The organism is Pseudomonas sp. YY-1 (genome assembly GCF_002843095.1).
Taxonomy (GTDB): domain Bacteria; phylum Pseudomonadota; class Gammaproteobacteria; order Pseudomonadales; family Pseudomonadaceae; genus Aquipseudomonas; species Aquipseudomonas sediminis_A.
In genome coordinates this window covers 96,376-123,027 of sequence record NZ_PJLX01000005.1, presented here as the reverse complement: position 1 = coordinate 123,027, position 26,652 = coordinate 96,376, and the positions used below count along the sequence as shown (strand labels likewise).

The following is a 26,652-nucleotide window of genomic DNA, read 5'->3' as shown; positions in this document are numbered from 1 at the left end:
CAAATGCCGATCGCCCCCAAGCCCAACAATCATCGCGACTCGATAAAAATTTCTCTCCCCCACCAAGGTCAACTACTACATGCGAATCCTGATTGTTGAGGACGAGCTTAAAACTGCCGAATATCTCCACCAGGGACTTACCGAGAGCGGCTATGTCGTCGATATTGCCACCAATGGTGTCGACGGCTTGCACATGGCGGCCCAGGCGTCCTACGAATTGATCATCCTTGATGTCGACTTACCAGAGATCGATGGCTGGGGCGTACTGGCCAGCATTCGCCGTAATAGTCGCACCCCTGTGATGATGCTGACGGCACGCGGGCGCCTGGCCGACAAGCTCAAAGGCTTCGACTCCGGTGCCGACGACTATCTGGTGAAGCCATTCGAGTTCCCCGAGCTTCTGGCCAGAGTTCGCTCGCTGCTACGAAGAGGTGAACAGGTCAGCGCGCCAGACGTGCTCAAGGTCGACGACCTTGAGCTGGATCCAGCCCGCCACCGCGCCTATCGCAACGGCCAACGAATCGATCTGACCACCAAGGAGTTCGCTCTGCTGCACCTGCTGATGCGACGCAGCGGCGAAGTACTCTCGCGCACCCAGATCATCTCGCTGGTCTGGGACATGAACTTCGACTGTGATACCAACGTCGTCGAAGTTTCCATCCGCCGCTTGCGCGCCAAGATCGACGACCCTTTCGAGAACAAACTGATCCACACCTTGCGCGGCGTCGGCTATGTACTGGAGGCTCGTCAATGAGGCCTGCCAGACTCTCAAGCCAACTCAGCCTGTCGGTCGCAATACTGGGCCTGATACTGGTTGCACTGCTGAGTGCGCTGGCTTATTTCTCGTTAAGCCGGCAGCTCGACTACATTGCAGAGCAAAGCCTCGAGGACAAGCTTCAGCAAATCCGCCATGGCATGAGAGAAATCAACACTCGCCCGGAAGTCGGTGACCAGGCCCACAACATCAGAGATTTGATCAAGGGCCACGATCGCCTTTCGCTCGCTCTTTATGATGACAGCTCGTCTCCCAAGGAAATCATGAGCGTGGGCCAGACACAGGAGGCCCTACCTTCCTTTATAGAAAACGCCAGCGAGACCATCGCCTTCGAACATTGGCGAGATGCGCAGGACAAGCAGCTCTTGACCGCCTCGCAGCTTATTCTGCGTAAGGACGGATCACGAATACGCGCCGTCCTTACACTGGAGCGCTCCGCTGACCAAGCACTGCTACATGCCTATGTCGAATCCACCTTGATTGCCCTGCCCTTCGTACTGGCTCTGATCGCGGCCGGAGCCTGGTGGATCGCTCATCGCGGCCTGAGCTCCCTGAATCAGTTCCGCAAGGTTGCAGAACTCGTCTCGACCCAGGATCTGAGCCATCGCCTGCCACTGGATAACCTACCGCAGGAGCTTCGCGAATTGGCTAACAGCATCAACTTCATGCTTCATCGCCTGGACGGTGGCGTACAACAGCTTTCGCAATTCTCTGACGACCTGGCACATGAATTACGCTCCCCCATCACCAATCTGATCGGTAAAGCGCAGGTGACGCTCTCACGGGAACGCCCGCCAGAGGAATACAAACTGGTGCTGGAGAACTGCACTGAGGAGCTCGGCCGGGTCACACGGATCGTATCGGACATGCTGTTTCTCGCCCACGTCAGCCATCCGGCAGCACTTATCCCCTTCGAGGCAATTGCACTGCACGAAGAGGCAGAGAAAGTAGTGGAGCTTTTCAGCCTCACGGCCGAAGAAAAGGACATCAAACTCAACGTATCAGGGTACGCAACAATTAATGGCGATCGCTTGATGGTACAGAGAGCTATCTCTAACCTGCTATCCAACGCCATCCGCCATAGCCCGGAAGGCTCGAAAATCGATATTGACCTCGTCACTAACACGACGAACGCCACCCTGGCAGTGAGCAACCCAGGTGCAGGCATTCCTCCCGAGCACCTACCCAAACTGTTCGAGCGTTTCTATCGCGTGGATCGTGGACGGTCACGTGCTGATGGCGGCACCGGGCTGGGCCTGGCCATCGTGCGTTCGATCATGAGCCTGCACCATGGCCACGTGGGCGTGAGCAGCATCGCAGATCAGACCACAGTTTTTACGCTGTACTTCCCTTTACCAAAGCCCTTGATCGAACAGGCCCGCCAAAGCGCAACGGAAAAGACTGCTTAATCGAATTGCGCCAGGGATGGCGCCCCCTTTTCGCCCCATCTACGTCGAATACAAGCCCCTCACCAGACGACACATTTTCTCAGTTTCAGCCGCCCACTTCGTCCCCTACAGACATTCACCTCATGGTAGATGGTGTGGTTCTCCTTGCTCAGACGCCGACTCGCCATCTTTCACACCGAGGGAGGCCGCTGCTGCCAGGCATAGAAACCGTTGCTTAATACCCACAGCAGCCGGCACATCAGTGCTACGGGATAGAGACCGACCAATGCCTCGACAGCGCGAAACTTGACTCCGTGGGCTGTGAGGAGATGGCGAGCGTCTTTAGAGCATCGCATTACTGGTGACCTGAGCCAGCCGCTGGCGCAGCTCCACACTTTCACCACTCACACTGCTGTTCGTTCTAGCACTTCCACTTGCCCAACAGACTTTCAGCGATACCAAGCGTCTCTCGAACATATGACGAAGCGTCGTGCCAGTAAGCACTGCTCTACCGTCTCTCTTTTGAATTATTCGGAAAACGTCGCCTGGTATGGATCATGGACACTTATTACGGCAGACACTATCCACTATCAATCAGTGCCCACTCAACTTGGGATAGAGCAAACTCAAGTGGAGAGATATCGCGCCCACAAGACTAAGCAGTTCCAACCCAATTCTTTGACGAACAAAAAAAGCGCCCCCAAAGGGGCGCCAAGGAACCATCTCTCACCAAAGGAGCGGGAGCTACCAAGAGATGGACTGGAGAGAGCGAGCAGGACGGCTGCGTTAGTTCATACGCTCAATCGTCTTGCTCACTCTGAGCACTTTGGGACTTCTGCTGCTCAACGGCGTTGTCACCATGAATACGCTGTTGATTCTCACGGAATTGCTTGACGGCATTGAGAGAGCGCTCAGAGCCATCTTCTGCAGAGGCAACCATGCTGGCTGCCCCCAGAAACACGATAAACAGAAACTGGGAAAAAACTTTCATATGCACCTCGGACTGACTGAGCAAATATGGAAACGAATGCTTCGAAGACAGTCTCATGTTACGGATCGGCACCTAACATGAGCATGAGGTTCAAATTACAATCTTGTCAGAGAGGGGCGGCTATGCCGCCCCTGAATGTCGTTACAGCACCTGAAGCGGATACTCGACGATTACACGCACTTCATCGAGGTCGCTTTCGTAAGCAGTAGCGCGAGTGGTCATCTGACGTACACGCACGGACAGATCCTTCAGAGAACCCTCGAGGAACACGTATTTGACCTCAAGGTTGCGCTCCCAGCGCTTCTGATCGGTCAGCGGGTTACCGGCATCATCCGTGCGCATGTAGGTGCTGTTGGCATTGGAGTAATCCGCATCACGTCCCAGCGCGTAACGCGCCATGAAGCTCAGCCCTGGCACACCAAAGTCAGCCATGTCCAGATCGTAGCGCACCATCCAGGAGCGTTCCTTGGGCGAGTTGAAGTCGCTGTACTGAAGGGAGTTGTCGAGGAAGATCGAGTCGGACTGACGCAGGTAGTCAAAGTCGTCATCGCCGTTGTTACGCTGGTGAGAGAGCGCTACACGGTGAGCGCCGTACTTGACACCGATGCTACCGCTATAGATGTTGTTACTGAAATCACCCAGCTGCTTCTTACCTTCGTCGGTGGCGTTGTAGTAATTCAGACCACCAAACAACGACAGGTCCTCGGAAAGTGGGTAAGTCCACCACATGCCAGCGTAGTACTGATCCCAGGCATCCTTCAAACGGCTGCTGTAAAGGCTGAAGCCCAGGTTGTCGTTGAGCTCGTAGTCACCACCAAAGTAGCCGACCCAGGGAGAGTCCACCTGCCCAGCATAGAAGGTCGCGAAATCACCGCGTGAAGTGCTCTCCTGCGGTTGGCTCATGGCATGTAGACGACCGCCTTGCAGGGTCAGGCCCTCTATGCTTTCGTTGACGACCGTCACACCTTTGAAGCTCTGCGGCAGCAGACGAGAGTCCCCGTAGTGCACGACGGGCGTGGTTGGGAATACGTCACCGGCCTTGACGACCGTATCAGCGAAGCGCGCCTTTACCGCGGCCCCCACTTTCGAATACGAGTCCTCGGCACGATCATCGCTGTCGACCGGGAACATGTTGACACTACCACCGGGACCATAACGTCCATCACCGGTATCAAGCTTCAGGCCCAGTCCGGCATAGGCGTCAATGCCGAAACCAACGGTTCCCTGAGTGAAACCGGACTCGAAGTTAGCCATGATGCCGTGCCCCCAAGCCTCGGTGTAGCTGCTGCGCTCACCGTTGGGTAGTACCCTGGCCTCCCCCTTGCGAAAGTCCCGGTTGAAATACATGTTTCTGTTAAGAATATTCAGGCTACTTCCTTCGATGAAGCCTTCGGCAACCTGAGACTCGGATGCCTGAGCCATCGCGCTTGCACCGAATGCCAACGCGGAGATGATCGCCATGGTTAGAGGACTTTTTTTCATGCATTGCTCCTGATGCTTACCGGCAGTTCTGGGATTGTCATAGGCCGATTTCTTCTTGTGGATTTGGCCCCTCTATCCTTGCAACCTCCAGATAACTCGAAGATGAGCGCTGCATTACAATTTCGTAATCAAAGAACCTCTTCATTTCCAGGCTGTCACGAAGCCATCAATCTAGATGATGGCAAGCCGCTCTAACGGCTTTATCAGCCCCTCATGCTGGCGTACTCTGGAAGCATCATTATGAAAATTGGTGAACTCGCTAAGCTAACTGGCTGCCCAGTGGAAACCATTCGTTACTACGAGCATCAGGGATTACTACCCAGCCCCTCGCGCAACAACAGTAACTATCGTTTATATAGTCAGCTGCACTTCGAACGCCTGACATTCATCCGCAATTGTCGTGCACTCGATATGACATTGGAAGAAATAGGTCGATTATTGGCAATGCATGATCGGCCGCATGCGAGTTGCGCACTCATTAGTACATTGGTGGAAGAACACATCGCTCATGTCGAGGCACGCATTCAGAATTTGCAGGCACTGCATGCGCAGTTGCGCGAATTGCTCGGGCGCTGCAAGGGAGGAAGTGAAAAAACGGCATACTGTGGCATCGTACTCCAGTTGAGCAGCCACGGTAGCGGTTCGTCTTTATCAAATGCTGAAAAAAACGAATTGAAGTGAATCATGTTGCCCCTTCTGCACAGAACAGAAGAGGCAACTTTCCATGGTTTAAAGCAGTGGCAAGCTGTACGTCACATAAAGCCGATTCTCATCGACGTCTGCCCCAACATTGCCACGCAGACTGGCATTGCGCAGAGAGAAGCCGAGTCCCTTCATTGATCCTTCCTGCAGCACGTAATCGAGGCGTAGGTCACGTTCCCATTCGTTACGCTCACCCTGTGCGCTGTCAACGTTATCACCCGACAAATACATCACCGAGGCTTTTAGCCCCGAGATACCCAGCTTGCCAAAATCATAGGCATAGCCGGCCAGCCAAGTGCGCTCGCCAGCACTGAGGAATTTACCGCCACGACCGATCTGCCGATCAGTGATCAGGTAACTGGTTGCCCCGTCGCCAGCATTCAGGTACGGGAAGGCGCTATCGCCGGACACCTGCTGATAACCCGCGCTCAGCTCATGACCGCTATGGCTGTAGGTGAACAAGGCACTCCATGTACGGTTATCTACCTCACCACGCTTGCTGTCACCGACCGTCCAGTAACCGTTGCTGCGATAGCCCTCAGCCCGGCCGCTCTCACTGCTGTTCTTGCCATCGGAGGTGCTGTAGAAGTAACGCAGGTCAGTCTTGAGATTGCCACCGCCCAGTGCGTAGTTGTGGATCAATCCCAGGAAATGTTGCTTGTAGAAATCTTCCAGATTGCCGAAGTAATACTGAGCGGTGAGATCCTTGGTGACCTTGTAGTCGCCACCCGCGAAATAGAACGTATTAACGAACTGTCCAGTGGTTGCATTGTTGGATCCGGCGATGGACAAGCCACGTGAGTCAGTCGAGCTCCGACCTTTTGCGTGCTCCAACTGACCGGCTGTCAAGGTCAGCCCTTCGATCTCGTTGGAGACGATCTGACCACCTTCGAACAACTGCGGCAACAGGCGACCATCGTTGAAAGTCACCACCGGCAACTTCGGCTGCAAAGTGCCTAGGCGCAACTCGGTCTTGGAAAGACGCGCCTTGGCCGTTACACCGGCCTTGCTATAGTCACTGACTGCAGAACCATCGCTATCCAGCGGGAACAGGGCGCCAGGGTTACGATCAATACCTGCCTTGCCCGACCGGCCACCGCCATCGAGGCGTACCCCCAGCAGGCCAATGGCATCAACCCCCAGGCCGACCGTCCCTTCGGTGAAGCCAGACTGATAGTTGAGGATGAATCCCTGCCCCCACTCCTGAGTAGATGGAATGTCGCGATCACGCACATCCTCATTGAAGTAGAGGTTGCGCATATCGAGCGTCGCCTTGCTGTCTCCGAGAAAATCGGCGGAAGCAGCCTGACTGAGTGCCGCCGCCGTGATGGCCAGTGCCAGGGTGGATCGTTTCATGCTTTATTCTCCAATTGTCATGGGTGAGGCATCGTTGTTCTTGTAACCATGTTGTCGAGTTCGCCATGTAGCTTCACTCACCGTCATCAGGCAGAAACCACTGCCGCCGCTCCTCGAACGCAGCCTGGATCAACGCCACCAGCCCAACGACGTCCTCGCGCTGCGCGGACAATGGTGCGCAGGACAGCCAGATCGATTGCCTCATGGGCTGCGTGAAGAGGGTGGGTAGCGATTGCAGGTTCGCATCGAGATGAGTGATGTAGTTCGGCATCAGACCAACGCAGGCGGCATGCTTGACCAGTTCCATCGCCCACTGCTGAGAATGCACTCGCGTCACTGCGCTGCGCCTTGAGTCCACCAGAGCATTCCACGGTGAAAACAGGGCCGATGTGGAGATATCGGCCTGCTGAACCAGCATGTAGTCATTCAGATCTTCGAGGCTGGCGGGGAGGCGCCGCTCACGCGCATAGCGCTTGGCTATGCACGCCTGAAAGTCGATGCAGGCCAGACGCTGCGGTCGCGTCATGGCGAAACCTGGGTCGGGTCGAGTCTGATTAGGATCGGCCAACCAGATCATGACCTCACTCTGCATTAACGGGCCACGCTCCTGGCGGATCAGCTCCAGGTGCACACCAGCATCCCTACGCAGAAAGGCCACCAGATGCCGTCCCAGAATATCGTTGAGCACTCTCTCAGGTAACGCCAGACGGAGCTTGGGCTTTTCAAGCAAACCGGCCTCTGGACGCAAATCTTGATACTGGGCAGCCAGCTCTGCCTGCAAAGAACGACCGCGCACCGTCAGAGCAAGGGCACGCTCCTGATACACGAAGAGCGCCTCTCCAACAGTTTTCTCGAGCCGCTGCAACTGCCTGCGTAGCACCATGGGAGGCAGATTCAGGCTGCGCGCAGCCTGCTTGAAACTGGCACAGCGCGCAGTCGTCAGGAAGCTTCTGGCCACCCGCCGTTCGACCTCAGCCACGGCAGCCCCCATAAGCGCCGCCCGGTATTCGATTCGATGTGTGACCCAGAAGCATCATGTAAGGCAGATGAGAAGTGATTGCGTGCAAGCAAGCCTACTCACCACCACCTATCACCAGCCTTGCTGGAAAATTACTTATCTGTAATGCGGGAACGTGACCCGCACAGAGCACTCAAACTTCGGCTGGTCTAGCTGGATCGCCTTTACCTTCAGCGTAGGGGTCATCACAGCCTGCGGTTTCACCAAACGGTAATTGAAGTGAAACCACCCACGGACGATTACCGAAAAGCCCCAACGCCCGCCAGCTCTGGGCTGGCAAAACCAGCCTACACCCCGCAATCAAATCGTCACGAAACAGACCAATAACCGTCACCCGAACTGCAAAGCATCGCGTCGCCAACACCTAGCACTCGGCGATAAGGAGCCATGCATGTTGATCAAAAGCACCCAACTCTCCCCACTGGCACTCGGCATTCTGCTAAGCCTGCCGGCCTTCTCGGTAATGGCCGGCACGGTCACCACCGATGGTGCTGACATCGTTATCAAGACCAAAGGTGGCCTGGAGGTCGCGACGACCGACAAGGCATTCAGCTTCAAGATCGGTGGGCGTCTACAGGCCGACTATGCGATGTTCGACGACTACTACACCCGTAATGGCAACGCTGCCGATGCGGCATACTTCCGTCGTGCCTACCTGGAATTGGGTGGCACTGCTTACAAAGACTGGAAGTACCAGGTCAACTATGACCTGTCACGAAACACCGGTAACGACAGCGCAGGTTATTTCGATGAAGCCAGCGTGACCTACACTGGTTTCAGCCCCCTGAACATCAAGCTCGGGCGTTTCTACACCGACTTCGGCTTGGAAAAAGCTACCAGTTCCAAATGGACGACAGCCCTGGAACGCAACCTTTCGTACGACCTGGCCGAATGGACAAATGACAACTCGGGCATGGGCGTACAGGCCAGCAGCGTACTCGCTGACAGCGTGTTCCTGTCAGGCAGCGTTTTCAGCGAGAACAATAACGATACCGACGGCGACAGCGTCAAACGCTACAACGCTCGCAGCGTTTTTGCGCCTTTGAACCAACCGGGTAACGTTCTGCATGTAGGCCTGCAGTACGCCTATCGCGACCTCAGTGGCAGTGCAGTGGATACTCGCATTCGCTCGCGTATGGGGATGCGCGGCGTCGATACCAACGGTGGCAACAGTGCCGGCGCCAACGGCAACCGTGCGCTGTTCGGTGGTAGCGCGGCCACTGCCGACCTTTGGGAAGACGATGCCGTTTGGGGCGTAGAAGGTGCATGGGCACTGAATGCCTTTTCGATTCAGGGCGAATACCTTAGCCGCACACTCAAGGCCGATCAGGCTAGCAGCGATATAGACGCCAAGGGCTACTACGTGCAGGTGGCCTATACGCTCACAGGTGAGCCGCGCCTCTATAAACTCGATGGAGCCAAGTTCGACACCATCAAACCTGCCAACAAACAGTTAGGCGCATGGGAGTTGTTCTACCGATTCGACTCGATCAACGTAGAAGATGACAACGTGACCAGTAGTAGCGCGACGCGGCAAGTCGGCGATGCAAGCGGCAAGGCTCACACCTTGGGTGTCAACTGGTACGCCAACGATGCGGTAAAGATCAGTGCCAACTACATCAAGGCCAGTACCGACAGGGTCAGTAACTCGGTCGGTGATGATAGCGGCGACGGAGTCGTCATGCGCTTGCAGTACGCATTCTGAGTCAGTCGCTGGCAGGTGCCCTCACCTGCCAGCCCCCTTTCGCGATTGTAATGTTGGCGCAATGCCTGGGTAAGGGACGAATCGCTAATGTTTGCCCTGTAAACACTAGCCAACGGGCCTACTCATGAAACTGCTCAAACGCCTCCTTCCGATCACTCTTCTGCTGGCTGCTGGCTACACTTACGCACAGTCCTTTCCAGAGGACAAGGTCAGGCAGATCGAACAGAAGAGTGTCGAGATCGCTCAGAAATATGCCGAGCGCACCGGCAAGCCAGTGCCTGAAATTCAAGACTATAGCTACAGCATGAAACTGAACGTAGCCAAAGTCATTTATCAGAGCCCGAACATCGAGTACTGCGGCGCAGTACCGATGATCATGGTATTCGAGGACTCAAACGATGAACTACGCAGCATCCGCTATCGAAGTTATGGCGAGTGTCGCAATCAACGCTGACAGCCAGCCCCCTTTTCAAGGGGGTATTGCATAAAGCCCACGCAAGTTCTCATTAACTCAGTTTGGTATGCTCGGCTTCGTCGATGAAAACGTCGCGACCACACCGGATTTAAGTCCGCCAATCAGCCATCTTGACGCTCGGCAAGCAAAGTAGGCTGGTCTCGCCTCGCCCTTGGATAAACGCTTCCCTGCTAATAGCAGATTTGAAGTCATCAAATCACAGCAAGGTCGATACCGTTGCTTTTACACAAACAGGGGCAGAAGAGGGTATCCATTGGCGCTAAAGCCAGCGCCTGACCTGACGACAGTACTGTACGAAGTCATTTCCAAAGAGACCGGTAAGGGCTCGCTCCTCAGGTGCGATCTGAAAACGGTTCATGTACAGCACAAAGCCCAGCACACCCAGCAGTGCTGGCGGCCAGGCTAGATAGACCGACCAGGCAAGCAAGCCAGTAGCAAAGCCGAGATACATGGGATTACGCGTATGTCGGTATATGCCCGAGCGTACCAACGCCGAAGCCGTTTCCGGCCTCAGCGGGTTGACCGTGGTACGGGCTACACGGAAGGACAGCACGCCAGCCAAGCAGATGGCGACGCCCGCCAGCAACACCAACAGAGCTATGCTGGCACGCCACTCGACTTTCAGTTCCAGAGCACCCGGCAGATGATGGGCTGCAAGCCACATCAGCAAGCCAAAAAGGGTGGCGACTAAAGGCGGAGGAATGCGGTTCTCCAATGCGCCCATGACATCACTTCCCGACCTTGGCGACTTCGCTGGCGACCATCTGGCGCAGCGGCTCAGGGCCGAACTTATCCAGTGGACGACCATTGACGAAGAAGGTCGGCGTGCCCTGGACACCTACAGCCTTCACATCCTGCATATCCAGTTGCAGCACCGCATCAACGGCTGGCGTATGCATGTCTGCGCGAGCCTTCTCTATATCCAGTCCGGCGCGCTCAGCGGCAACCCAAGCTTCCAGTACTTTGGGATCGTCATGCCAGCCTGGCTGAGCCTCAAGCACCGCTTCCAGGACTTGCGGGTAGAGATTCTGCTTGCGAGCTGCTTCCAGCAGCCGTGAGACTTCTTCCGAGCCCTGGTGGAACAGTACGTAGCGCAACACCAGGCGTACGCTGTCGGGATTCTCGTCGAGGATCTTCTTCACATGGGGATAGAAGGCGCGGCAGGCCTCGCAGGAAGGATCGAAGAACTCGACGATGGTGACCGGTGCCTGCGCAGGGCCGAAGACCGGCGAGTGGAAGCGAACCAGATTGGCTGCACTGGAAGTTGCCTGCTGTGCCGGGGACTGGGCTTGAGCGGGCTGCTCCGCTGGGGGCGGCGCAGACGGCGAGTAGAAGTAAGCGGCTGCAGCGAAGGCGATCAGAATCACCACGCTGATGATCAGGACCAGAGTACGGCGGTTCATGGGGTGGTTCTCCGACGGATAAGGACAAGCAAAATGACGATCAGAACGAAAGCGAACAGCGCCAGCCCCGGCAGCGGTACGCCGCCGAAGATGGTCATGCCGGCACCGGAGCACGATGGCCCGGTGGCCGTGCAGGGTTGAATCGGCTGCGGAATCAAGCCGGCGTAGAGCAGTACGTGCACAAAGGCTAGTAACGCACCGATGCCGGCCAGCGGCAGTGCATAGCGCCAGACGGCGAAATCCGAGCGGTAGCAGGCAATAGCCAGGATCACCGCCAGGGGAAACATGAAGGCGCGCTGGAACCAGCACAGCACGCAGGGCGCCTGGCCCATCACCTCACCGATGAAGAGTGCGGAAAGCGTCGACACCAGCGCTACCAGCCAGGCAAGGAGCAGGAGAGCCCACAGATGCGAGGGCGTTTGGGTGGTCATTTGCTGATCCTCAGTCCGCGCCAGGCGGTACGGTGGTGAAGGTCACCGACAGGCTCTGGCCATCGGCGAAGAGCAGGCTTGCTTCGACTTGGTCGCCCAGGGCCAACTCGCGTTGGCGCTGCATCAGCATCAGGTGATAACCGCCGGGGGCGAATTTCAACGTCGCGCCAGCGGCTACCTCGACCTGAGCGACGTGCTGCATGCTGGCCATGCCGTTTTCCAGCGAGCTGCGATGCATCATCACCTGGAGGAAGGCGGTGCTCTGGGCGCCGGTCAGTACCACCGGCTGGTTGCCGGTGTTGGTCAGAGTGAAATAGCCGGCCGCCGGTAAGTTACCCGGCAACAGCCTTAGCTTTGCCTCGCTGACCTGCAGCTCGGCCATGGCCGCCGTCGAGGCGATCAGCAGCAGTGCTGTAGTCGCGAGTTGTACGAGTCTGCGCATCGCTGTACTCCTTGTTGTTATGAGTTTCTAGTCCTGTTGCTTAGGCGAGCAGCAGCCCTTCACCGGCGTGCTGGCGGCTCGGGGCTGTTCGCAGCAGGTGTCCTTCTTCGCTGTCTGAGCCTCACCCGCGCAGCAACTCTTGGCCGGCTCAAACTGGACTGGCGTAGCGGTCGGTTCGGTGATACCCAGCAACGGCTGTGGGCATTGCTGCGGCTCAGGCGCGCTGGCTCGCCACTCTATCCAAGCCTCGCGGATGATCTGCCCGGCGGAGTGCAGGAACAATGCGGCGATGGCCAGGCCGACGAGGATGTCCGGCCACAAGCTGCCTGTCAGCGCGACCATGCCTGCTGCGATAATCACGCTGCTGTTGGCCAGCAAGTCGTTACGCGAGCAGAGCCAGGTCGAACGCATGTTCAGGTCATCGGAGCGATGGCTGTAGAGCAGCGCGAAGCAGTAGCCATTGGCGATCAGTGCGAGTGTGCCGATGACACCCATCAGATCGGCAGACGGCACTTCCTGCAGTATCAGTTTGCGCAGAGCATCGGCTACCACCAGCACGCCGAACAACAGCATGAACCCGCCTTTGAACAGCGCGGCTCCGGCGCGGGCTCGAACACTGCGGTGCATGACGAACAGCGTAAGGGCATACACCGACGCGTCGCCGAACATGTCCAGCGAGTCACCGAGCAGCGCCGTTGAGTTGGCGATCCAACCGGCGATGAACTCCACCAGGAACATGACGACGTTGACGGCCAGGACGATATAGAGCACTCGGCTCTGTTTAGCGCGCAGCTGGGCCAGTTCGCCGGCCTTGTTTTCGCAGCAGCTGTCCATGATCCGTACCTCGTTCGCTCGATCTTGTCGTTAGAATGAGGGTTATAGCGACTATAAGGTCAAGTGCCATGAGTACGACGAACTTCACTGTGGGCCAACTGGCGCGCCTAACCGATACCAAGGCGGTAACCATTCGCTACTACGAGCAATTGGGCCTGCTGCCCATGGTTTCGCGCAACGCTTCCGGCTACCGCCAGTACACAGCGGAGGAACGTGATCGACTGCTGTTCATTCGTCGCAGCCGCGCCTTGGGCTTCAGTCTTAACGACATCCGTCAGTTGCTGGTTTTTTCCGACCACCGCCAAGCGTCATGCGCCTCGGTGGATGCCAAGGTGGCCGAGCAGTTGGAGCAGGTGAGATTGCGCATCCACGACCTACAGGGGCTGGAGAACGAACTGCAGCACTTGCTGTCCTGCTGCCATGGTGGGGTAATCGAGGAATGCCGGATTATCGGGTCGCTGAGTCAGCAGCGCTAAATTGACGAGCTCGAAGGGCGAGCAGGCGAGCGGCTAAGTAGACCAAGGGAGCAGCCCCTTCGAGGAGCCTATTCCGGTCAAACGCTGACGCCCGCCTCAACCGTATCTCCACACCACCGAGCACACCTTCCCAGGGAATAGGGCTAGCGGCGTACCAATACCAAGCTACCGGAGTACAGGTTGCCCCTTACGCAAGCACTTCGCCCCCTTCGGACGTAATCTAAGTCGCTGAAACCGCTTGACCAGATAGCTCATCGTACGATGCACATTGCCACGAGTCCGCTCGTCACGACGGTGAATCATCCCGATACCGCATTTATCACCGTACTGGGCTTTGTTGTGATTGCAGCTGTCGTAGCTCCCCCTACTACGGGTGATCTGCTCCCACAGGGCACCGATCTGCTGCGCTTTGTAGATATCGCCACGCACCATAGCGCCATTGAAGAAAAAGGCCGCATGGATGTGGTACCCACGACGCTTTCCCTGCTCTACACGGCAGATGTAACCAGTCTCATGGTCGAAGATCGGATTGCGCTCACGCGCCCGAATCAGTCGGTGCAAATCCGCAAACACATGCTCCACCCTCAGCCTCGCCTTAGCAGCGGAGCGGTAGTACAGGTTGACCCTGATCACCAGGGTCGTGGCATAGCGATCCAGTACCTGGTCAACGTATTCAGCCACCTCACGGGACTGCTGGCGCTGCTGATATCGTGCGTCATCCCGACGACGACGGTAGCTGCGTTCACGATTCAGTTGGCGGATACGCTCAGCCAGGCAGTTGAGCGTATCGCTGTAGTCACGGTACTGGGAGGTTTCTTCATTGAAAGAATTGATCCCTACCAGTGGACTGTGTTCCACACCGACGTCGTAACACGCCTGTTGGAACAGCCGCAGGCACGGCCCGTAGTGGTAGTCATCGCTGTGGCTAACTAGCGCCAGCATCTGATCGAGGTTCTCGAAGTACCGAGTGAGCTTGGTACGTTTGGTTTTGCCGCTGGCAGTCAACGACTGCACAGGCCCTTCGCTGCGTTCTACCGCTTCAACCAAGTCTTCGATCTGGAGTGCGATATCGGACTGAGAGAGGGTTTTTGATGTGTGACGATGGTTCATGATGATGCACCTGGGTTGTGAGTACATATCAGGTGCAAGGTCTGTATTTTTTTACTGCTCGGAGCCTGCTAGTGCTGTTGCTGTGTGGTCAGCAACAGCGCCCTGTCATGACCATGCGCAGCTAGTTCTGATGGCTACGGGTCATGGTGCTATGGGTATGATTGATGAGGTATTGAGGTATATAACTAGAACAAGCAGCCCGTCGCTCAGCACGGTATCGACCAGCCAGGAAAACCAGAGGCAAGACTTTCCCAGCAACCTAGAGATTTTCTATTCGTAGAGGACGGGGAGTTAGCTGAGGGCATTTGGCAGCAAGGCGGCATAAATACCCTGACCGGTTTAGCCGGTCAGGGCATCAATACACACCTTCAAATCGAGACAGGCTGCCCGACTCCCGCAGCCATATCGCGCGCCTCAATCTTGGCCATGATCCAGTCGTGCACCTCCTCCTCAACCCATCCGACGCAGCGATCGCCAAGCGGAACTGGTTTAGGGAAGGTGTCTTCTGCGATGTACTTGTAGAGAGTCGACCGAGCAAGGCCAGTCGAGTTGGTGACTTCTTTCAGACGGATGATCCTCATGAACGGGCTCCTGTAATACGTTCAGAGGATTGCCAGGGTTTGTTAAAAAGTACTGGTTTTGCGCGCTCTCAGGCTCTTGAGCGCAGCACAATGAACCCTTCATCACCACTAATGTGCGGCAGCCAAATGATGCGGCAGTTCGCCCATCCAGGAAGAGTCTCATCCCTCACACAAGCCCGGAGAACCTGAACCACCTGGAGAACGTACCTGCAAATGACTCGTGCCATATCCGATAATTCGGCCAGCGATCCATCTTCATCCAACACTACCCTCAAGCTAGGCTCAGGCATGTCATGCGGTACCCCTGACCGCCGCCACAACTCGCCATCAGAGGGTTTGGGTACTTGGAAATCAGCACGAATGAGGGGTTTGAGTACGCGGTGGAGCTCCGAGTGCTTCAACCGCTCGATACCACTCTCGAGGATAATGCAGGCGTACTCACATAGCCGGAGCGGTAGCTGCCTGAAATACACGTCAGACTCCTCCCGGCGCAGAACCCAGTGATAGCGCCCCCAGGGATCATCACCGTATCCCTGAGGATCACGATCAAGCTGACGTACCCGCTCTTGATGATGATGTAACGTCCAGTCCCAATGATCTCTGCTCGCCCTTTGACTTCGTACAGATGAATAATCCAGCAACTCGGGCAAACCGCCTGCTCCAGAAACAATGGGGTGGGAGCAGTTCAACACATAGACACTTTCCAACCGACCGCCAAGCATCCGCGAGTAACCACCTGGTATCACATGACAAATAAAGCCTTGCTCCACTAGTCGCCCAAGACGGTGCTTCAAGCTTTCCTTATCAAGCCCCGTCAGCGTAGACATCAGTTTTGCACCAACGCCCTCTACTACCCCAAAGCGATCAGCGTAAGCCCAGAGCGCAACGAGCAGAAGGCAATTCACATACGAAATCTTCTTACTGGATCGAACAGCCCTGACCGCAGCCATCCGCGCCTCGACAACCTTGCCCGACATAGAGGCTCGGGAGCACGAACTCAGCAACTTAGATATCACGTCCAGATAAGGTGTTTTCGACACTAGTTCAGCCATGAGCTCGTGGCTCCATTCCTCTGCCCATTTCAGCTGAGCCCTAGGTCGACCGCTCGGTGCTGCTAGGCTCGACTCAAACAAGATCTCATGCTCGATCAGGCCATCCTTCGCTTTGGTAAATGCGGAATCAGGCATACCAAAGTACTTCGCAAGCATCTTGCTTCCCACATCCAGCGGCTCCGATGTATGCGCACGAAAAGCCAATCGAACCAGGACATACCTCTCCTCCGGCGTTAAGCCAGTAGCCGGCTTGAGCAGCTCAGCGATGGACATAGAACCTCACTCATATCTAGCCTAAGGCTCACCGATTTAATCACATATTTTAACCCCTATAAAATAAGTCAAATCGCTACATTCAACTTGGAACAAACATTACGTGTCACATTTTACAGATTCCTGAGAGTAGTCTAGGCTCTGACATCCCCACGAATAGGCTCACGCCCTTGCGCAAGCGACTCACTCCAGACGACTGGCTAGCCACCTTGACCCCAAGAGAAATCCAGTGGGTTTACGAAAGCCTTATAAAGAAAAAGGTTGTTAGTGCACGAGATGACCATTCTTCCGCCGACCTAAAGGCACTAATCAGTGATCGTCTGCATCGCTCCCGCAACGCTGATGACCTGTTCAAGCAGTGCAAAAATGGGATAAGAACGAGGCGATGCCGAGAAAAGACGAAGAAAAGTACCTATGCGTTTCGGCTCACCGAGAACGAAGCAAATAAACTTCAAGCGATGGCCTCTGCGGCAAAAACAAACCGGACAGAGATCATCAGAAGGCTGATTCGAAACGGGCCAGAAATGCTCTGTGCGATTGATCAGCAAGAGGAAGTCAACCTCCGAGCGCAGCGCGACCTCACACTCAAAGGCAAAGATATGGAGAAACTGGCCGAAGCAGCCAAAGCCCTCGCGAATCAGAACGCGCGGATGCTAGGCATGGCACAGTCGTTGCTGGCACATCACGGTATAAAATGGGAGCAGCCATCGTTCTCCCAGCTCCAGCTAGGCATGGCGTACTACCACTTAATCGAAGCCGAAATGGAAAAGTTCTACGAAGAGGAGAAGAGGAAACTCAAAAAGCAGCTGCATCATTTGGATCGCAGCATTCCTCGACCAACCCACCCTCGAAACGAGAAAGCACAAGAAGACTCATTGAAAGCCCACGACAAGGGAATGGGTCAAAGTGTGGGTCAAGGACAAGAATAAAAAATTAAATCATTAATAATCAACAACATGGAAAAACAAGAACACCGGCCACAAGCCGGCTTTTTTATTGCCTTTCACCAGGCAACCTGTACAAATTCGTTACACCCAGGCAAAACGGCAATGTGCCGGTATGCTGTAGTTGATGGGTAAATTGATCAGCCAGGGCACGTGGATATGATGAACCTGACCGTACGCAATCGAATCATCGTCAGCTTCCTGCTGATCATCGCCATTCTGGTCCTGCTGGCCGGCGTCTCCTACATGCGCCTGGTCAAGATCGAGAACGAGGCCAATGGCATCCGCAGCGAGTCGATCCCGGGCCTGTATTACCCGAGCAAGACACAAGAGCTCTGGTCCCGTCACATGCTCGACACTCGCCGCTTGCTGTTGCGCGCCGTCGATGAAGACGTTGCCACCCTGCTGGACAACTACCGCGACCAGTTCGCCACGCAGATGCAGGCGCTCGACGAGGAGTTCGGCCGCTACCAGAGTGCCACGGCAGACGAGCAGGAGCTGGCGCTGGCCGAACAGTTCCGTCAGGTGCAGCACCAGTATCTGAACCGCCACGGGCAATTGCTCGATAGCCTGCCGAGCCTTGCACCCAAACAGGCTCGCCAATTCAGCGCCGAACGTGTGTTTCCCGAGTGGGAAAAAGGTGAAAGCCTGCTGAGCGAGCTGATCGAAATGAATCGCGGCCAGGCCGATGCCGCCGCGCGTGAGATTCGCAGCGCAGTGCGGATCATGGAAGCGGGGTTACTGATCGCCATCCTGCTGGCCATCCTCGTCTCCGCCGTCTGCGGCTGGCTGCTGATGAGCGCCATCACCACCCCCGTGAACCGCATCGTCAGCATCCTCAAATCCCTGGAAAGCGGCGACCTGTCGGCGAAACTCGACATGCACCGCCGCGACGAATTCAACGCCATCGAGCTGGGCTTCAACAGCATGGTCGGCGAGCTCAAGAACCTGGTCGGCAACGCCCAGCGCTCTGCAGTGCAGATGACCACCTCGGTCACCGAGATCGCTGCCACCTCGCGCCAGCAGCAGGCCACGGCCACCGAGACCGCCGCCACCACCACCGAAATAGGCGCAACTTCACGGGAGATCGCCGCCACTTCGCGCGATCTGGTCCGCACCATGGGTGAAGTCTCCGACAACGCCGAGCAGACCTCGATTCTCGCCGGCACCGGCCAGTTGGGCCTGGCCCGCATGGAAGAGATCATGCACCAGGTGATGGGCGCGGCCGATGTGGTCAACGGCAAGCTGTCGATCCTCAACGAGAAGGCCGGCAACATCACCCAGGTGGTCACCACCATCGTCAAGGTGGCCGACCAGACCAACCTGCTGTCGCTCAACGCCGCCATCGAGGCGGAAAAGGCCGGCGAGTACGGCAAGGGTTTTGCCGTAGTGGCCGTGGAAGTGCGTCGCCTGGCCGACCAGACCGCCGTGGCCACCTACGACATCGAGCAGATGGTGCGCGAGATCCAGTCCGCTGTATCGGCCGGCGTGATGGGCATGGACAAGTTCTCCGAAGAGGTGCGCCGCGGCATCGGCGAGATGGCGCAGATGGGTGACCAGCTCAGCCAGATCATTCAGCAGGTGCAGGCCCTGGCGCCGCGTATCCAGATGGTCAACGAAGGTATGCAGGCGCAGTCCACCGGTGCCGAACAGATCAACCAGGCATTGGTGCAGCTCGGTGAAGCCAGCAGCCAGACCGTCGATTCGCTGCGTCAGGCTGGCGCCGCCATCGATGAACTCAACCAGGTGGCCAACAACCTGCGCGTTGGCGTCAGCCGCTTCAAGGTCTGAACATGCCAGCCCCCAGCAAAGCAGCAGCGGGTGAGCTGCACCTGCAGTTCACGCTCGGTGATGATCGCTACGCCCTTCCCGCCAGTCAGGTGGTCGAAGTGCTGCCGCTACGCCGCCTGAAACAGGTGCCCGAAGCGCCGCTGTGGGTAGCCGGGCTGTTCGAGCATCGCGGCCGGGTGACCCCAGTGATCGATCTCAGCCATCGCGTGCTGGGCCGCGCCGCCCAATCCCGCAGCAGCACACGCGTGGTGCTGGTGCGCTTCGACCTGCAGTTGGGTGAGCAGTCGCCAGTGCTAGGGCTGATTCTGGAGCAGGCCACCGACACCCTGCGCCTGCCCAGTGAGGCGTTCAAGGCCAGCGGCCTGGAAGCGGGCCAGGCGGACTACCTGGGGCCGCTGCAGCGCGATGCCCGTGGCATGATCCAGCGCATCGAGGTCGCCGGGTTGCTCGACGACGAGGTACGCGCCCTGCTGTTCCAACCGACGCAGCGGGCCTGACGGCATGATCGAGCATATCGAGCGCCTGCTGAAAAGCCGTATCGGCCTGGAAGCCGAATCGGTAGGCCGCACGGTGATCGAACGCGCCGTGCGCCAACGCATGCGCGCCCTCGGCCAGCAGAACCTGGAAGGCTACTGGACCACCCTTGGCGGCTCGACGCGCGAACAGCAGGCGCTGGTGGAAGCAGTGGTGGTGCCGGAAACCTGGTTCTTCCGCTACCCGGAGTCGTTCAATGCGCTGGCCAGCCTGGCTCAGGAGCGTCATGTGCAGTTGCACGGGGGCCGGCCGCTGCGCCTGATCAGCCTGCCCAGCTCCAGCGGTGAGGAGCCCTACTCCATCGCCATGACCCTGCTCGATGCCGGTTTTTCCGCCGAGCAGTTCCAGATCGACGCGCTGGATGTCAGCGACAAGGTGCTGGAGCAGGCTCGCAAGGGCCTCTACGGGCGCAACTCGTTCCGCGGTGATGCCCTGACCTTTCGCGATCGTTTCTTTCACGAGCAGGACGCCGGAAGTTTTCTCCTCGACGAACGGGTGCGCACGTGCGTCAGGCTGCGCACCGGTAACCTGCTCGATCCCAGCCTGTTCGCCGGCGAGCCCAGCTACGACTTCATCTTCTGCCGCAACCTGCTGATCTACTTCGACCGCCCGACCCAGGTACGCGTGCTGGAGCTGCTCAAGCGCCAACTGCAGGAAGGCGGCACGCTGTTCATCGGCCCGGCCGAGGCCAGCCTGGCCAGCCAGAACGGCTTGCAGGCGCTGGGCCGGCAGCAGACTTTCGCCTTTCGCCTGGCCCCGGCCCAGACGCCCATCAGCGCAGCATCACGAGCGCCTGCCCCGCGTTCGCGCCCGGCGGTGGCTACGGTGCCGCGCCCTGTCCCGCCAAGCCGACCACGACCGCTGGGTAGAACACTCAGCGCAGCGGTGCCGGCAACGGTCGTAACGGATACCTGGGCCGACGTCGCCAGCCTGGCCAACGCCGGCCGCACCGACGAGGCGCGCCAGCGCACTGAGCAGCACTTGCAGCAGAACGGCCCCAGCGCTACAGCCTATTACTGGCTGGGCCTGCTCTGCGACGCGGCAGGCCAGGGTGATCAGGCCTGCGCCTACTACCGCAAGGCGATCTATCTCGAACCACAGCACCGCGAGGCGCTCACTCATCTGGCCGCACACCTGGAAGCGCAGGGCGACCCAGCCGGAGCCCAGCGCCTGTATCGACGAGCGCAGAACCCCGAGGTAGGCGAAGGTGACTGATCAGGACCTGCTATACAGCCAACCCGCCGTCGACGACTGCTGGAATCGCATCGGCGTATTCGGCGACAAGAGTTGCCCGCAGCTGGAGCGGCATATCCATTGCCGCAACTGCGAGGTTTACGGCGCGGCGGCCATCGCCCTGCTCGACCGTTACGGCAGTACGCTGGAACGCGGCGATGACGACTACGGCCAGGGCGAAACTCAAGAGGCGCAGGGCGAACAGCGCTCGCTGCTGATTTTCCGCCTTGGCGAGCAATGGCTGGCCATCGCCACGCGCTGCCTGGCCGAAGTCATGCCGGTATCGCCGATTCACGTGCTGCCGCACCGCAACAGCCGTGGCCTGCTGGGTGTAACCAACGTGCGCGGCACCCTGGTCGCCTGCTTGTCGCTGGCCGAGCTGCTCGACCTCGACACACCACAGGATGCGCGCCGCAGCGAACGCCGGGTGATACCGCGCATGCTGATTCTGGAAAGCGGCAGTGGCCCGCTGGTGACACCGGTGGATGAAGTCAGCGGCATCCAGCGAATCCCCGTAGCGCGCATCAGTAGCACCAAACACGACGACAAGCGCGCCATCAGCCGTTTCACCGCCGGCGTCCTGCAATGGCAGGAACAGAGCATTACCCTGCTCGACGACGAACAGTTGCTGCAAACCATGATCGGGAGCCTCGCGTGACACCGGACCAGATGAGGGATGCATCGCTACTCGACCTGTTCCGGCTGGAGGCCGAGGCACAGAAGCAGGTGCTCGATACCGGCCTGCTGATTCTCGAGCGTGACCCGACCAACGCCAGCCAGCTGGAAGCCTGCATGCGCGCCGCGCACTCGCTCAAGGGCGCAGCGCGCATCGTCGGCCTGGACAATGGCGTGCAGGTCGCCCACGCCATGGAAGACTTGCTGGTCGCCGCCCAGGAAGGCCTGCTGCGCCTGCTGCCCGACCACATCGACGCCCTGCTGCAAGGTTCCGACCTGCTCCTGCGCATCGGCCAGGCGCAACAGGACGCCGAGCTGGAAGCGCGGGTGGAAACCGTCACCACGCGCCTGCAGGTGCTGCTTGGCAACGCCGTGCCGGCGCTGCGCGTGCAGCCAGGTGAAAGCGCCGCGTTTGTCGCCGAAACGGCAGCCCCCAACAAACCCGAACCACTCCCGACAACTGCGCCACAAGCAGCCGAGCCGGTCGCCGACGAACGCATCAGTCGGGTATTGCGGGTGTCGGCCGAACGCTTCGATCACCTGATCGACCTGTCCGGTAAATCGCTGGTGGAGTTCCAGCGCACCAAGCCGCTGAACGATTCGCTGCATCGCCTCAAGCGCCAGCAGGAGTCGGCACGACGTACCCTGGAGAGCCTGCGCGAGCACCTGCTCGGCACGGACCTGGACGCCTCCGCCCAGGCGCTGTTCGCCGAGAGCCGCAACCTGCTGATCGAATGCCAGCAACAGCTGCAAGCCCATCAGGAACTGTTCGACGACTTCGTCTGGTACGGCGGGCAACGCACGCAGCAACTCTACGACCTGGCCCTGGCTTCACGCATGCGTCCCTTCGCCGACGTGCTCACCGGGCAGACACGTATGCTGCGTGACCTGGGCCGCTCGCTGGGCAAGCAGGTGCGCCTGGAAATCGAGGGAGAAAACACCCAGGTCGACCGCGACGTACTGGAGCGCCTGGAAGCCCCCCTGACGCACCTGCTGCGCAACGCTGTCGATCACGGCATCGAGCCGCCGGCGCTACGCGCTCGCAAGGGCAAGCCGGAAGAAGGTGTGGTGCAACTGCGCGCGCGTCATCACGCCGGCATGCTGGTGCTGGAGGTCAGCGACGACGGCGCTGGCATCGACCTCGAGCGCGTTGCCCAGGCGGTGATCAAACGCCGTTTCGCCACCGCCGAGCAGGTCGAGCAGATGACCGAGGAAGAGCTGCTGGCCTTCCTCTTCCTGCCCGGTTTCAGCATGAGCCAGCAGGTCACCGAAGTCTCCGGGCGCGGTGTCGGCCTCGACGTGGTGCAACACGAGATTCGCCGCATGCGCGGCAACGTGCGGCTGCTGCAGAACCCCGACCAGGGCTGCCTGTTCCACCTCGAACTGCCATTGACGCTCTCGGTGGTGCGCGCGCTGGTGGTGACCATCGGCGGCGAGGCCTATGCCTTCCCGCTGGCGCAGATCGAACGCATGCTGCGCCTGCCGCGCAGCGCCATCGTCCAGCTTGAGGGGCGCCAGCACTTCTGGCTGGAGGACGAACACGTCGGCCTGATCTCCGCTGCACAGCTGCTGCGATGCAATGAGAAACAGGGCGATGATGACAGCATCCCCATCGTGCTGATTCGCGACCGCGAGCAATACCACGGTCTGGCGGTCGAAGCCTTCCTCGGCGAGTTCACCCTGGTGCTGATGCCCCTCGATGGGCGCCTGGGTAAGGTGCGCGACGTCGCGGCCGGCGCTCTGCTGCACGACGGCACGCCGGTGCTGATCCTCGACGTCGACGACCTGCTCAACTCGGTGAGTAAATTGCTTGACACCGGTCACCTGGAGCGTGTCGACCATGCCAGCCATGCGCGCCAGACTGTCAGCAAGCGCGTGCTGGTGGTGGATGACTCGCTCACCGTACGCGAACTGGAGCGCAAACTGCTGCTAAGCCGCGGTTATCAGGTATCGGTCGCCGTGGATGGCATGGACGGCTGGAACGCCCTGCGTGCCGAGACCTTCGACCTGCTGATCACCGATATCGACATGCCGCGCATGGACGGTATCGAACTGGTCACCCTGGTGCGCCAGGACCCACGCCTGCGCTCACTGCCGGTGATGGTGGTGTCGTACAAGGATCGCGAGGAAGATCGCCGCCGCGGCCTGGAGGCCGGCGCCGATTATTACCTGGCCAAGGCCAGCTTCCACGACGAAGCGCTGCTGGACGCCGTACAAACCCTGATCGGTGAGGCCCGAGAATGAGGATCGCCATTGCCAACGACACGCCCCTGGCGGTCGAAGCCCTGCGCCGTGCGCTGGCGGCAGAACCTGAGTACCAGTTGATCTGGGTCGCCAGCAACGGCGAGGAAGCGGTCAGCCGCTGCCGCGACGACCTACCCGACCTGCTGCTGATGGACATGCTCATGCCCGGCATGGACGGCGTGGAAGCGACCCGACGGATCATGCACGACACCCCCTGCGCCATTCTCATCGTCACCTCGGATGTCGAGCGCAACATGTCACGGGTGTTCGACGCCATGGGCGCCGGTGCGCTGGATGTGGTTGCCGCGCCGTCGCTTGGCCCGCAGCAGGTGCTCGACGCCGCGACCGTGCGGCGCAAGATCCACAACATCGCCTGGATGATCGGCCACAAGACCTCGCGCTCGGTCAAACCGACACCCATGCGCAGCACTGAAGGCCGCAGCAAGAGCCTGGTGGCCATCGGTGCATCGGCGGGCGGTCCAGCCTCGCTGGTGGAGCTGCTGCGGCAGATCCCGGCGGATTTTCCTGCCAGCATCGTGCTGGTGCAGCATGTCGACGAAGTCTTCGCCGCCGGCATGGCCCAGTGGCTCGGCAGTGAATCGCACATACCCGTGCGCCTGGCGCGGGAAGGCGAAGGGTTGCAACCGGCGACCGTGCTGCTGGCCGGCACCAACAACCACCTGTACCTGGCGCCGGAGGGACACCTGGTCTATCGGCGCGAACCCGCCGATCAGGTCTACCGACCCTCTATCGATGTATTCTTCGAAAGTGTGGCCACCTACTGGCAAGGTGAAGCGATTGGCGTGCTGCTGACGGGTATGGGGCGCGATGGCGCCAGGGGCCTGAAGCTGATGCGCGAACGCGGCTTTCACACCATCGCCCAGGACCAGGCCAGCAGCGCCGTCTACGGCATGCCCAAGGCCGCCGTCGCGCTGGGTGCCGCAGCAGAAGTGCTAGCTCTGGACAGAATTCCCGCGCGCCTGATCGAGCGCCTGGGCTAAAAACGCCAACCGCGGCCAAAGCAGCCGCGTAACCTACGAAAAAAGGCGGAGACGCGCTTATGCAACGGCCTCAAGATAACTCCAACCATCATAACGGCTTGCCCGACTATTCGATGATGGTGCTGCTGGTCGACGACCAGGCCATGATCGGCGAAGCCGTGCGACGTGCCCTGAGTGAAGAGAGCGACATCGACTTCCACTTCTGCTCCGACCCGCACCAGGCGCTGAGCGTGGCCCAGCAGATCAAGCCGACGGTGATCCTTCAGGACCTGATCATGCCCGGTGTCGACGGCCTCGAGCTGCTCGCCCAATACCGCGCGGCGCCCGGCCTGAGTGATGTGCCGATCATCGTGCTGTCGACCAAGGAAGACCCCAAGGTCAAGAGCGCCGCCTTCACCGCCGGAGCCAACGATTACCTGGTCAAACTGCCGGACGTGATCGAGCTGCTCGCACGCATTCGCTACCACTCGCGCTCCTACCTGACCATGCTGCAGCGCGACGAAGCCTACCGTGCACTACGCGAGAGTCAGCAGCAGTTGCTCAATACCAACCTGGTGCTGCAGCGCCTGATCAAGTCCGACGGTCTCACCGGCCTGGCCAACCGCCGCCATTTCGACGAATACCTGGAGATCGAGTGGAAGCGCGCCCTGCGTGACCAGAGCGAACTGTCGCTACTGATGATCGACGTCGACTATTTCAAGGCCTACAACGACCAGCACGGCCACGTCGCTGGCGATGAAGTGTTGCGCCGCGTTGGCGAGTCGCTGCGCGGCAGTTGCACACGCGCCACCGACCTGGCGGCCCGCTACGGTGGCGAGGAATTTGCCGTGATCATGCCTGGCACCGCAGCCGGCGGTGCGCGCCTGCAGGCAGAAAAAATCCGCCGCGCGGTCGAAGCGCTAGGTATTCCCCACAACCTGCCCAAACCCGGCTCGCCAATCAGTGTGAGCATCGGAATTGCCACCGTCAGGCCCTCCCCCGAGCGTGATCCACTGAGCCTGGTGATCAAAGCCGATGAAGGCCTGTACCTGGCCAAGCACAGCGGCCGCAATCAGGTGGCGCAGGCAGGCGAAAACCACTGAGCCCGCTCGACGGGCGGTAATCGCCCACTTTCCTGACCCTCTTCGGCTCTGCCGAGATTCGTCGTAACCCGCGCATCTACTGATGCCTGCCGCCCCACCCGGGGGCAGCAGGCATTTTTTTACACACCCGTTTGGCCGTCACTGAATTGACTGAATTAACCAGTTAGTACATTTTTCCCGCAGTCACGTCACAACAACAAGAGACACCCCATGACGCCCTGCATTCTTGTACTCAATGGCCCCAACCTGAACCTGCTTGGAACCCGCGAACCGGCCACCTATGGCCATGAAACCCTCGCCGACATTTCCCAGCTTTGCGCCGATACCGCCGCCGAACACGGTTTGAAGATCGAGTTTCGCCAGACCAACCACGAGGGCGAGCTGCTCGACTGGATTCATGCCGCACGCGGGCGCTGCGCCGGCATTCTGATCAATCCGGCAGCCTGGACCCACACCTCGGTAGCCATTCGCGATGCGCTGGTGGCCAGCGAGCTGCCGGTGATCGAGGTGCACCTGTCCAATGTGCACAAGCGCGAAGCGTTCCGTCATCACTCTTTCGTCTCGCCCATCGCCGTGGGCGTGATCTGCGGGCTCGGCAGCCAGGGCTACCGCCTGGGCCTGCAGTACTTCGCTCACTCGCTCAAGGATTAAGCA

27 protein-coding genes are annotated in these 26,652 nt (G+C 58.8%); 15 read left to right on the top strand and 12 right to left on the bottom strand.

The genetic code is table 11. The annotated features are described in order from the left end of the window. The first annotated feature begins 79 nt into the window (after positions 1-79). Positions 80-754 carry a heavy metal response regulator transcription factor gene (locus CXP40_RS09150; protein ID WP_003464910.1) on the top strand — a complete coding sequence of 225 codons (675 nt, stop codon included), beginning with the start codon at positions 80-82 and terminating at the stop codon, positions 752-754. Next, a complete protein-coding gene (locus CXP40_RS09145) occupies positions 751-2,184 on the top strand; it encodes a heavy metal sensor histidine kinase (protein ID WP_074941493.1) in 1,434 nt (477 codons plus the stop codon). Before CXP40_RS09150 ends, CXP40_RS09145 begins: the two co-directional genes overlap by 4 nt. A gap of 778 nt (positions 2,185-2,962) precedes the next feature. Here CXP40_RS09145 and CXP40_RS09140 read toward each other — a convergent pair. Together CXP40_RS09140 and CXP40_RS09135 are read right to left on the bottom strand one after the other, a co-directional pair. Continuing rightward, the gene (locus CXP40_RS09140; protein WP_021488260.1) at positions 2,963-3,154 is read right to left on the bottom strand and encodes a hypothetical protein; all 192 of its coding nucleotides are present in this window, start codon (positions 3,152-3,154) and stop codon (positions 2,963-2,965) included. A gap of 141 nt (positions 3,155-3,295) precedes the next feature. Continuing rightward, on the bottom strand, positions 3,296-4,636 hold the full coding sequence (locus CXP40_RS09135) for an OprD family porin (RefSeq protein ID WP_074941495.1): 1,341 nt from the start codon (positions 4,634-4,636) through the stop codon (positions 3,296-3,298). 240 nt (positions 4,637-4,876) lie between these two features. Here CXP40_RS09135 and cadR point away from each other — a divergent pair, with 240 nt between their 5' ends. Next, entirely contained in the window at positions 4,877-5,317 is a 441-nt protein-coding gene (cadR, locus tag CXP40_RS09130) for a Cd(II)/Pb(II)-responsive transcriptional regulator (RefSeq protein WP_074941496.1), read from the top strand. Between the two features lie 48 nt (positions 5,318-5,365). Here the strand turns inward: cadR and CXP40_RS09125 are convergent, their stop codons facing one another. Together CXP40_RS09125 and CXP40_RS09120 are read right to left on the bottom strand one after the other, a co-directional pair. Continuing rightward, the gene (locus CXP40_RS09125; RefSeq protein ID WP_074941497.1) at positions 5,366-6,694 is read right to left on the bottom strand and encodes an OprD family porin; all 1,329 of its coding nucleotides are present in this window, start codon (positions 6,692-6,694) and stop codon (positions 5,366-5,368) included. 73 nt (positions 6,695-6,767) lie between these two features. Beyond that, positions 6,768-7,673, bottom strand: coding sequence for a LysR family transcriptional regulator (locus CXP40_RS09120; RefSeq protein WP_244154451.1), 906 nt, complete (start codon positions 7,671-7,673; stop codon positions 6,768-6,770). 502 nt (positions 7,674-8,175) lie between these two features. Between CXP40_RS09120 and CXP40_RS09115 the strand changes: the two genes are divergently transcribed. Both CXP40_RS09115 and CXP40_RS09110 read left to right on the top strand, forming a co-directional pair. Next, positions 8,176-9,417, top strand: a complete 1,242-nt coding sequence (locus tag CXP40_RS09115; protein WP_371916944.1) for an OprO/OprP family phosphate-selective porin — start codon at positions 8,176-8,178, stop codon at positions 9,415-9,417. A gap of 124 nt (positions 9,418-9,541) precedes the next feature. Next, complete coding sequence (locus CXP40_RS09110) at positions 9,542-9,871, top strand: DUF2790 domain-containing protein (protein WP_074941500.1); 330 nt, start codon at positions 9,542-9,544, stop codon at positions 9,869-9,871. 280 nt (positions 9,872-10,151) lie between these two features. Here CXP40_RS09110 and CXP40_RS09100 read toward each other — a convergent pair whose 3' ends face one another. The 5 genes from CXP40_RS09100 to CXP40_RS09080 are packed head-to-tail and all read right to left on the bottom strand — an operon-like array spanning position 10,152 to position 13,002. Next, entirely contained in the window at positions 10,152-10,616 is a 465-nt protein-coding gene (locus CXP40_RS09100) for an isoprenylcysteine carboxylmethyltransferase family protein (RefSeq protein ID WP_074941501.1), read from the bottom strand. Between the two features lie 4 nt (positions 10,617-10,620). After that, the gene (locus CXP40_RS09095; protein ID WP_074941502.1) at positions 10,621-11,295 is read right to left on the bottom strand and encodes a thioredoxin domain-containing protein; all 675 of its coding nucleotides are present in this window, start codon (positions 11,293-11,295) and stop codon (positions 10,621-10,623) included. Continuing rightward, entirely contained in the window at positions 11,292-11,726 is a 435-nt protein-coding gene (locus tag CXP40_RS09090; RefSeq protein ID WP_074941503.1) for a disulfide bond formation protein B, read from the bottom strand. The genes CXP40_RS09095 and CXP40_RS09090 overlap by 4 nt, the downstream gene beginning before the upstream one ends. Positions 11,727-11,736: 10 nt before the next feature. Further along, complete coding sequence (locus CXP40_RS09085; protein WP_074941504.1) at positions 11,737-12,168, bottom strand: copper chaperone PCu(A)C; 432 nt, start codon at positions 12,166-12,168, stop codon at positions 11,737-11,739. A gap of 27 nt (positions 12,169-12,195) precedes the next feature. Continuing rightward, positions 12,196-13,002, bottom strand: a complete 807-nt coding sequence (locus CXP40_RS09080; protein ID WP_074941505.1) for a cation transporter — start codon at positions 13,000-13,002, stop codon at positions 12,196-12,198. Between the two features lie 68 nt (positions 13,003-13,070). On the opposite strand from CXP40_RS09080, the gene CXP40_RS09075 reads away from it, so the two are divergent. Then, positions 13,071-13,478, top strand: coding sequence for a helix-turn-helix domain-containing protein (locus CXP40_RS09075; RefSeq protein WP_074941506.1), 408 nt, complete (start codon positions 13,071-13,073; stop codon positions 13,476-13,478). A gap of 165 nt (positions 13,479-13,643) precedes the next feature. On the opposite strand, the gene CXP40_RS09070 is transcribed toward CXP40_RS09075, so the two are convergent. From CXP40_RS09070 to CXP40_RS09060, 3 genes are all read right to left on the bottom strand, one after another. Next, positions 13,644-14,588 (bottom strand): inovirus-type Gp2 protein, encoded by a 945-nt coding sequence (locus tag CXP40_RS09070; protein WP_074941507.1) that lies wholly within the window; start codon positions 14,586-14,588, stop codon positions 13,644-13,646. 368 nt (positions 14,589-14,956) lie between these two features. Then, on the bottom strand, positions 14,957-15,169 hold the full coding sequence (locus CXP40_RS09065; protein ID WP_074941508.1) for an AlpA family transcriptional regulator: 213 nt from the start codon (positions 15,167-15,169) through the stop codon (positions 14,957-14,959). A gap of 68 nt (positions 15,170-15,237) precedes the next feature. Then, positions 15,238-16,494: a hypothetical protein gene (locus CXP40_RS09060; RefSeq protein ID WP_074941509.1), complete on the bottom strand. Its 1,257-nt coding sequence runs from the start codon at positions 16,492-16,494 to the stop codon at positions 15,238-15,240. Between the two features lie 170 nt (positions 16,495-16,664). On the opposite strand from CXP40_RS09060, the gene CXP40_RS23660 reads away from it, so the two are divergent. The 9 genes from CXP40_RS23660 to aroQ all read left to right on the top strand — a co-directional run bounded on the left by CXP40_RS23660 (position 16,665) and on the right by aroQ (position 26,649). Beyond that, positions 16,665-17,423: a ribbon-helix-helix protein, CopG family gene (locus CXP40_RS23660; protein ID WP_129591673.1), complete on the top strand. Its 759-nt coding sequence runs from the start codon at positions 16,665-16,667 to the stop codon at positions 17,421-17,423. 177 nt (positions 17,424-17,600) lie between these two features. Next, the gene (locus CXP40_RS09050) at positions 17,601-19,229 is read left to right on the top strand and encodes a methyl-accepting chemotaxis protein (protein ID WP_099526338.1); all 1,629 of its coding nucleotides are present in this window, start codon (positions 17,601-17,603) and stop codon (positions 19,227-19,229) included. 2 nt (positions 19,230-19,231) lie between these two features. Beyond that, positions 19,232-19,726: a chemotaxis protein CheW gene (locus tag CXP40_RS09045; RefSeq protein ID WP_064494990.1), complete on the top strand. Its 495-nt coding sequence runs from the start codon at positions 19,232-19,234 to the stop codon at positions 19,724-19,726. A gap of 4 nt (positions 19,727-19,730) precedes the next feature. Beyond that, entirely contained in the window at positions 19,731-20,978 is a 1,248-nt protein-coding gene (locus CXP40_RS09040; RefSeq protein ID WP_106733467.1) for a protein-glutamate O-methyltransferase CheR, read from the top strand. Beyond that, a complete protein-coding gene (locus CXP40_RS09035; protein WP_106733466.1) occupies positions 20,971-21,654 on the top strand; it encodes a chemotaxis protein CheW in 684 nt (227 codons plus the stop codon). The genes CXP40_RS09040 and CXP40_RS09035 overlap by 8 nt, the downstream gene beginning before the upstream one ends. Further along, a complete protein-coding gene (locus tag CXP40_RS09030; protein WP_106733465.1) occupies positions 21,651-23,915 on the top strand; it encodes a hybrid sensor histidine kinase/response regulator in 2,265 nt (754 codons plus the stop codon). The genes CXP40_RS09035 and CXP40_RS09030 overlap by 4 nt, the downstream gene beginning before the upstream one ends. Then, a complete protein-coding gene (locus tag CXP40_RS09025) occupies positions 23,912-24,916 on the top strand; it encodes a chemotaxis response regulator protein-glutamate methylesterase (protein WP_106733464.1) in 1,005 nt (334 codons plus the stop codon). The genes CXP40_RS09030 and CXP40_RS09025 overlap by 4 nt, the downstream gene beginning before the upstream one ends. 59 nt (positions 24,917-24,975) lie before the next feature. Next, entirely contained in the window at positions 24,976-25,998 is a 1,023-nt protein-coding gene (locus tag CXP40_RS09020; protein ID WP_106733463.1) for a PleD family two-component system response regulator, read from the top strand. 210 nt (positions 25,999-26,208) lie between these two features. Continuing rightward, positions 26,209-26,649: a type II 3-dehydroquinate dehydratase gene (gene aroQ / locus CXP40_RS09015; RefSeq protein ID WP_106733462.1), complete on the top strand. Its 441-nt coding sequence runs from the start codon at positions 26,209-26,211 to the stop codon at positions 26,647-26,649. Positions 26,650-26,652 lie beyond the last annotated feature (3 nt).

Coding starts and splice junctions, on each gene's coding strand:
- CXP40_RS09090 (WP_074941503.1), bottom strand. CDS start 11,726: ATGACCACCCAAACGCCCTCGCATCTGTGGGCTCTCCTGCTCCTTGCC.
- cadR (WP_074941496.1), top strand. CDS start 4,877: ATGAAAATTGGTGAACTCGCTAAGCTAACTGGCTGCCCAGTGGAAACC.
- CXP40_RS09140 (WP_021488260.1), bottom strand. CDS start 3,154: ATGAAAGTTTTTTCCCAGTTTCTGTTTATCGTGTTTCTGGGGGCAGCC.
- CXP40_RS09150 (WP_003464910.1), top strand. CDS start 80: ATGCGAATCCTGATTGTTGAGGACGAGCTTAAAACTGCCGAATATCTC.
- CXP40_RS09100 (WP_074941501.1), bottom strand. CDS start 10,616: ATGGGCGCATTGGAGAACCGCATTCCTCCGCCTTTAGTCGCCACCCTT.
- CXP40_RS09115 (WP_371916944.1), top strand. CDS start 8,176: ATGGCCGGCACGGTCACCACCGATGGTGCTGACATCGTTATCAAGACC.
- CXP40_RS09060 (WP_074941509.1), bottom strand. CDS start 16,494: ATGTCCATCGCTGAGCTGCTCAAGCCGGCTACTGGCTTAACGCCGGAG.
- CXP40_RS09020 (WP_106733463.1), top strand. CDS start 24,976: ATGCAACGGCCTCAAGATAACTCCAACCATCATAACGGCTTGCCCGAC.
- CXP40_RS09110 (WP_074941500.1), top strand. CDS start 9,542: ATGAAACTGCTCAAACGCCTCCTTCCGATCACTCTTCTGCTGGCTGCT.
- CXP40_RS09125 (WP_074941497.1), bottom strand. CDS start 6,694: ATGAAACGATCCACCCTGGCACTGGCCATCACGGCGGCGGCACTCAGT.
- CXP40_RS09025 (WP_106733464.1), top strand. CDS start 23,912: ATGAGGATCGCCATTGCCAACGACACGCCCCTGGCGGTCGAAGCCCTG.
- CXP40_RS09040 (WP_106733467.1), top strand. CDS start 19,731: ATGATCGAGCATATCGAGCGCCTGCTGAAAAGCCGTATCGGCCTGGAA.
- CXP40_RS09085 (WP_074941504.1), bottom strand. CDS start 12,168: ATGCGCAGACTCGTACAACTCGCGACTACAGCACTGCTGCTGATCGCC.
- CXP40_RS09050 (WP_099526338.1), top strand. CDS start 17,601: ATGAACCTGACCGTACGCAATCGAATCATCGTCAGCTTCCTGCTGATC.
- CXP40_RS09095 (WP_074941502.1), bottom strand. CDS start 11,295: ATGAACCGCCGTACTCTGGTCCTGATCATCAGCGTGGTGATTCTGATC.
- aroQ (WP_106733462.1), top strand. CDS start 26,209: ATGACGCCCTGCATTCTTGTACTCAATGGCCCCAACCTGAACCTGCTT.
- CXP40_RS09070 (WP_074941507.1), bottom strand. CDS start 14,588: ATGAACCATCGTCACACATCAAAAACCCTCTCTCAGTCCGATATCGCA.
- CXP40_RS09145 (WP_074941493.1), top strand. CDS start 751: ATGAGGCCTGCCAGACTCTCAAGCCAACTCAGCCTGTCGGTCGCAATA.
- CXP40_RS09075 (WP_074941506.1), top strand. CDS start 13,071: ATGAGTACGACGAACTTCACTGTGGGCCAACTGGCGCGCCTAACCGAT.
- CXP40_RS09135 (WP_074941495.1), bottom strand. CDS start 4,636: ATGAAAAAAAGTCCTCTAACCATGGCGATCATCTCCGCGTTGGCATTC.
- CXP40_RS09080 (WP_074941505.1), bottom strand. CDS start 13,002: ATGGACAGCTGCTGCGAAAACAAGGCCGGCGAACTGGCCCAGCTGCGC.
- CXP40_RS09045 (WP_064494990.1), top strand. CDS start 19,232: ATGCCAGCCCCCAGCAAAGCAGCAGCGGGTGAGCTGCACCTGCAGTTC.
- CXP40_RS09065 (WP_074941508.1), bottom strand. CDS start 15,169: ATGAGGATCATCCGTCTGAAAGAAGTCACCAACTCGACTGGCCTTGCT.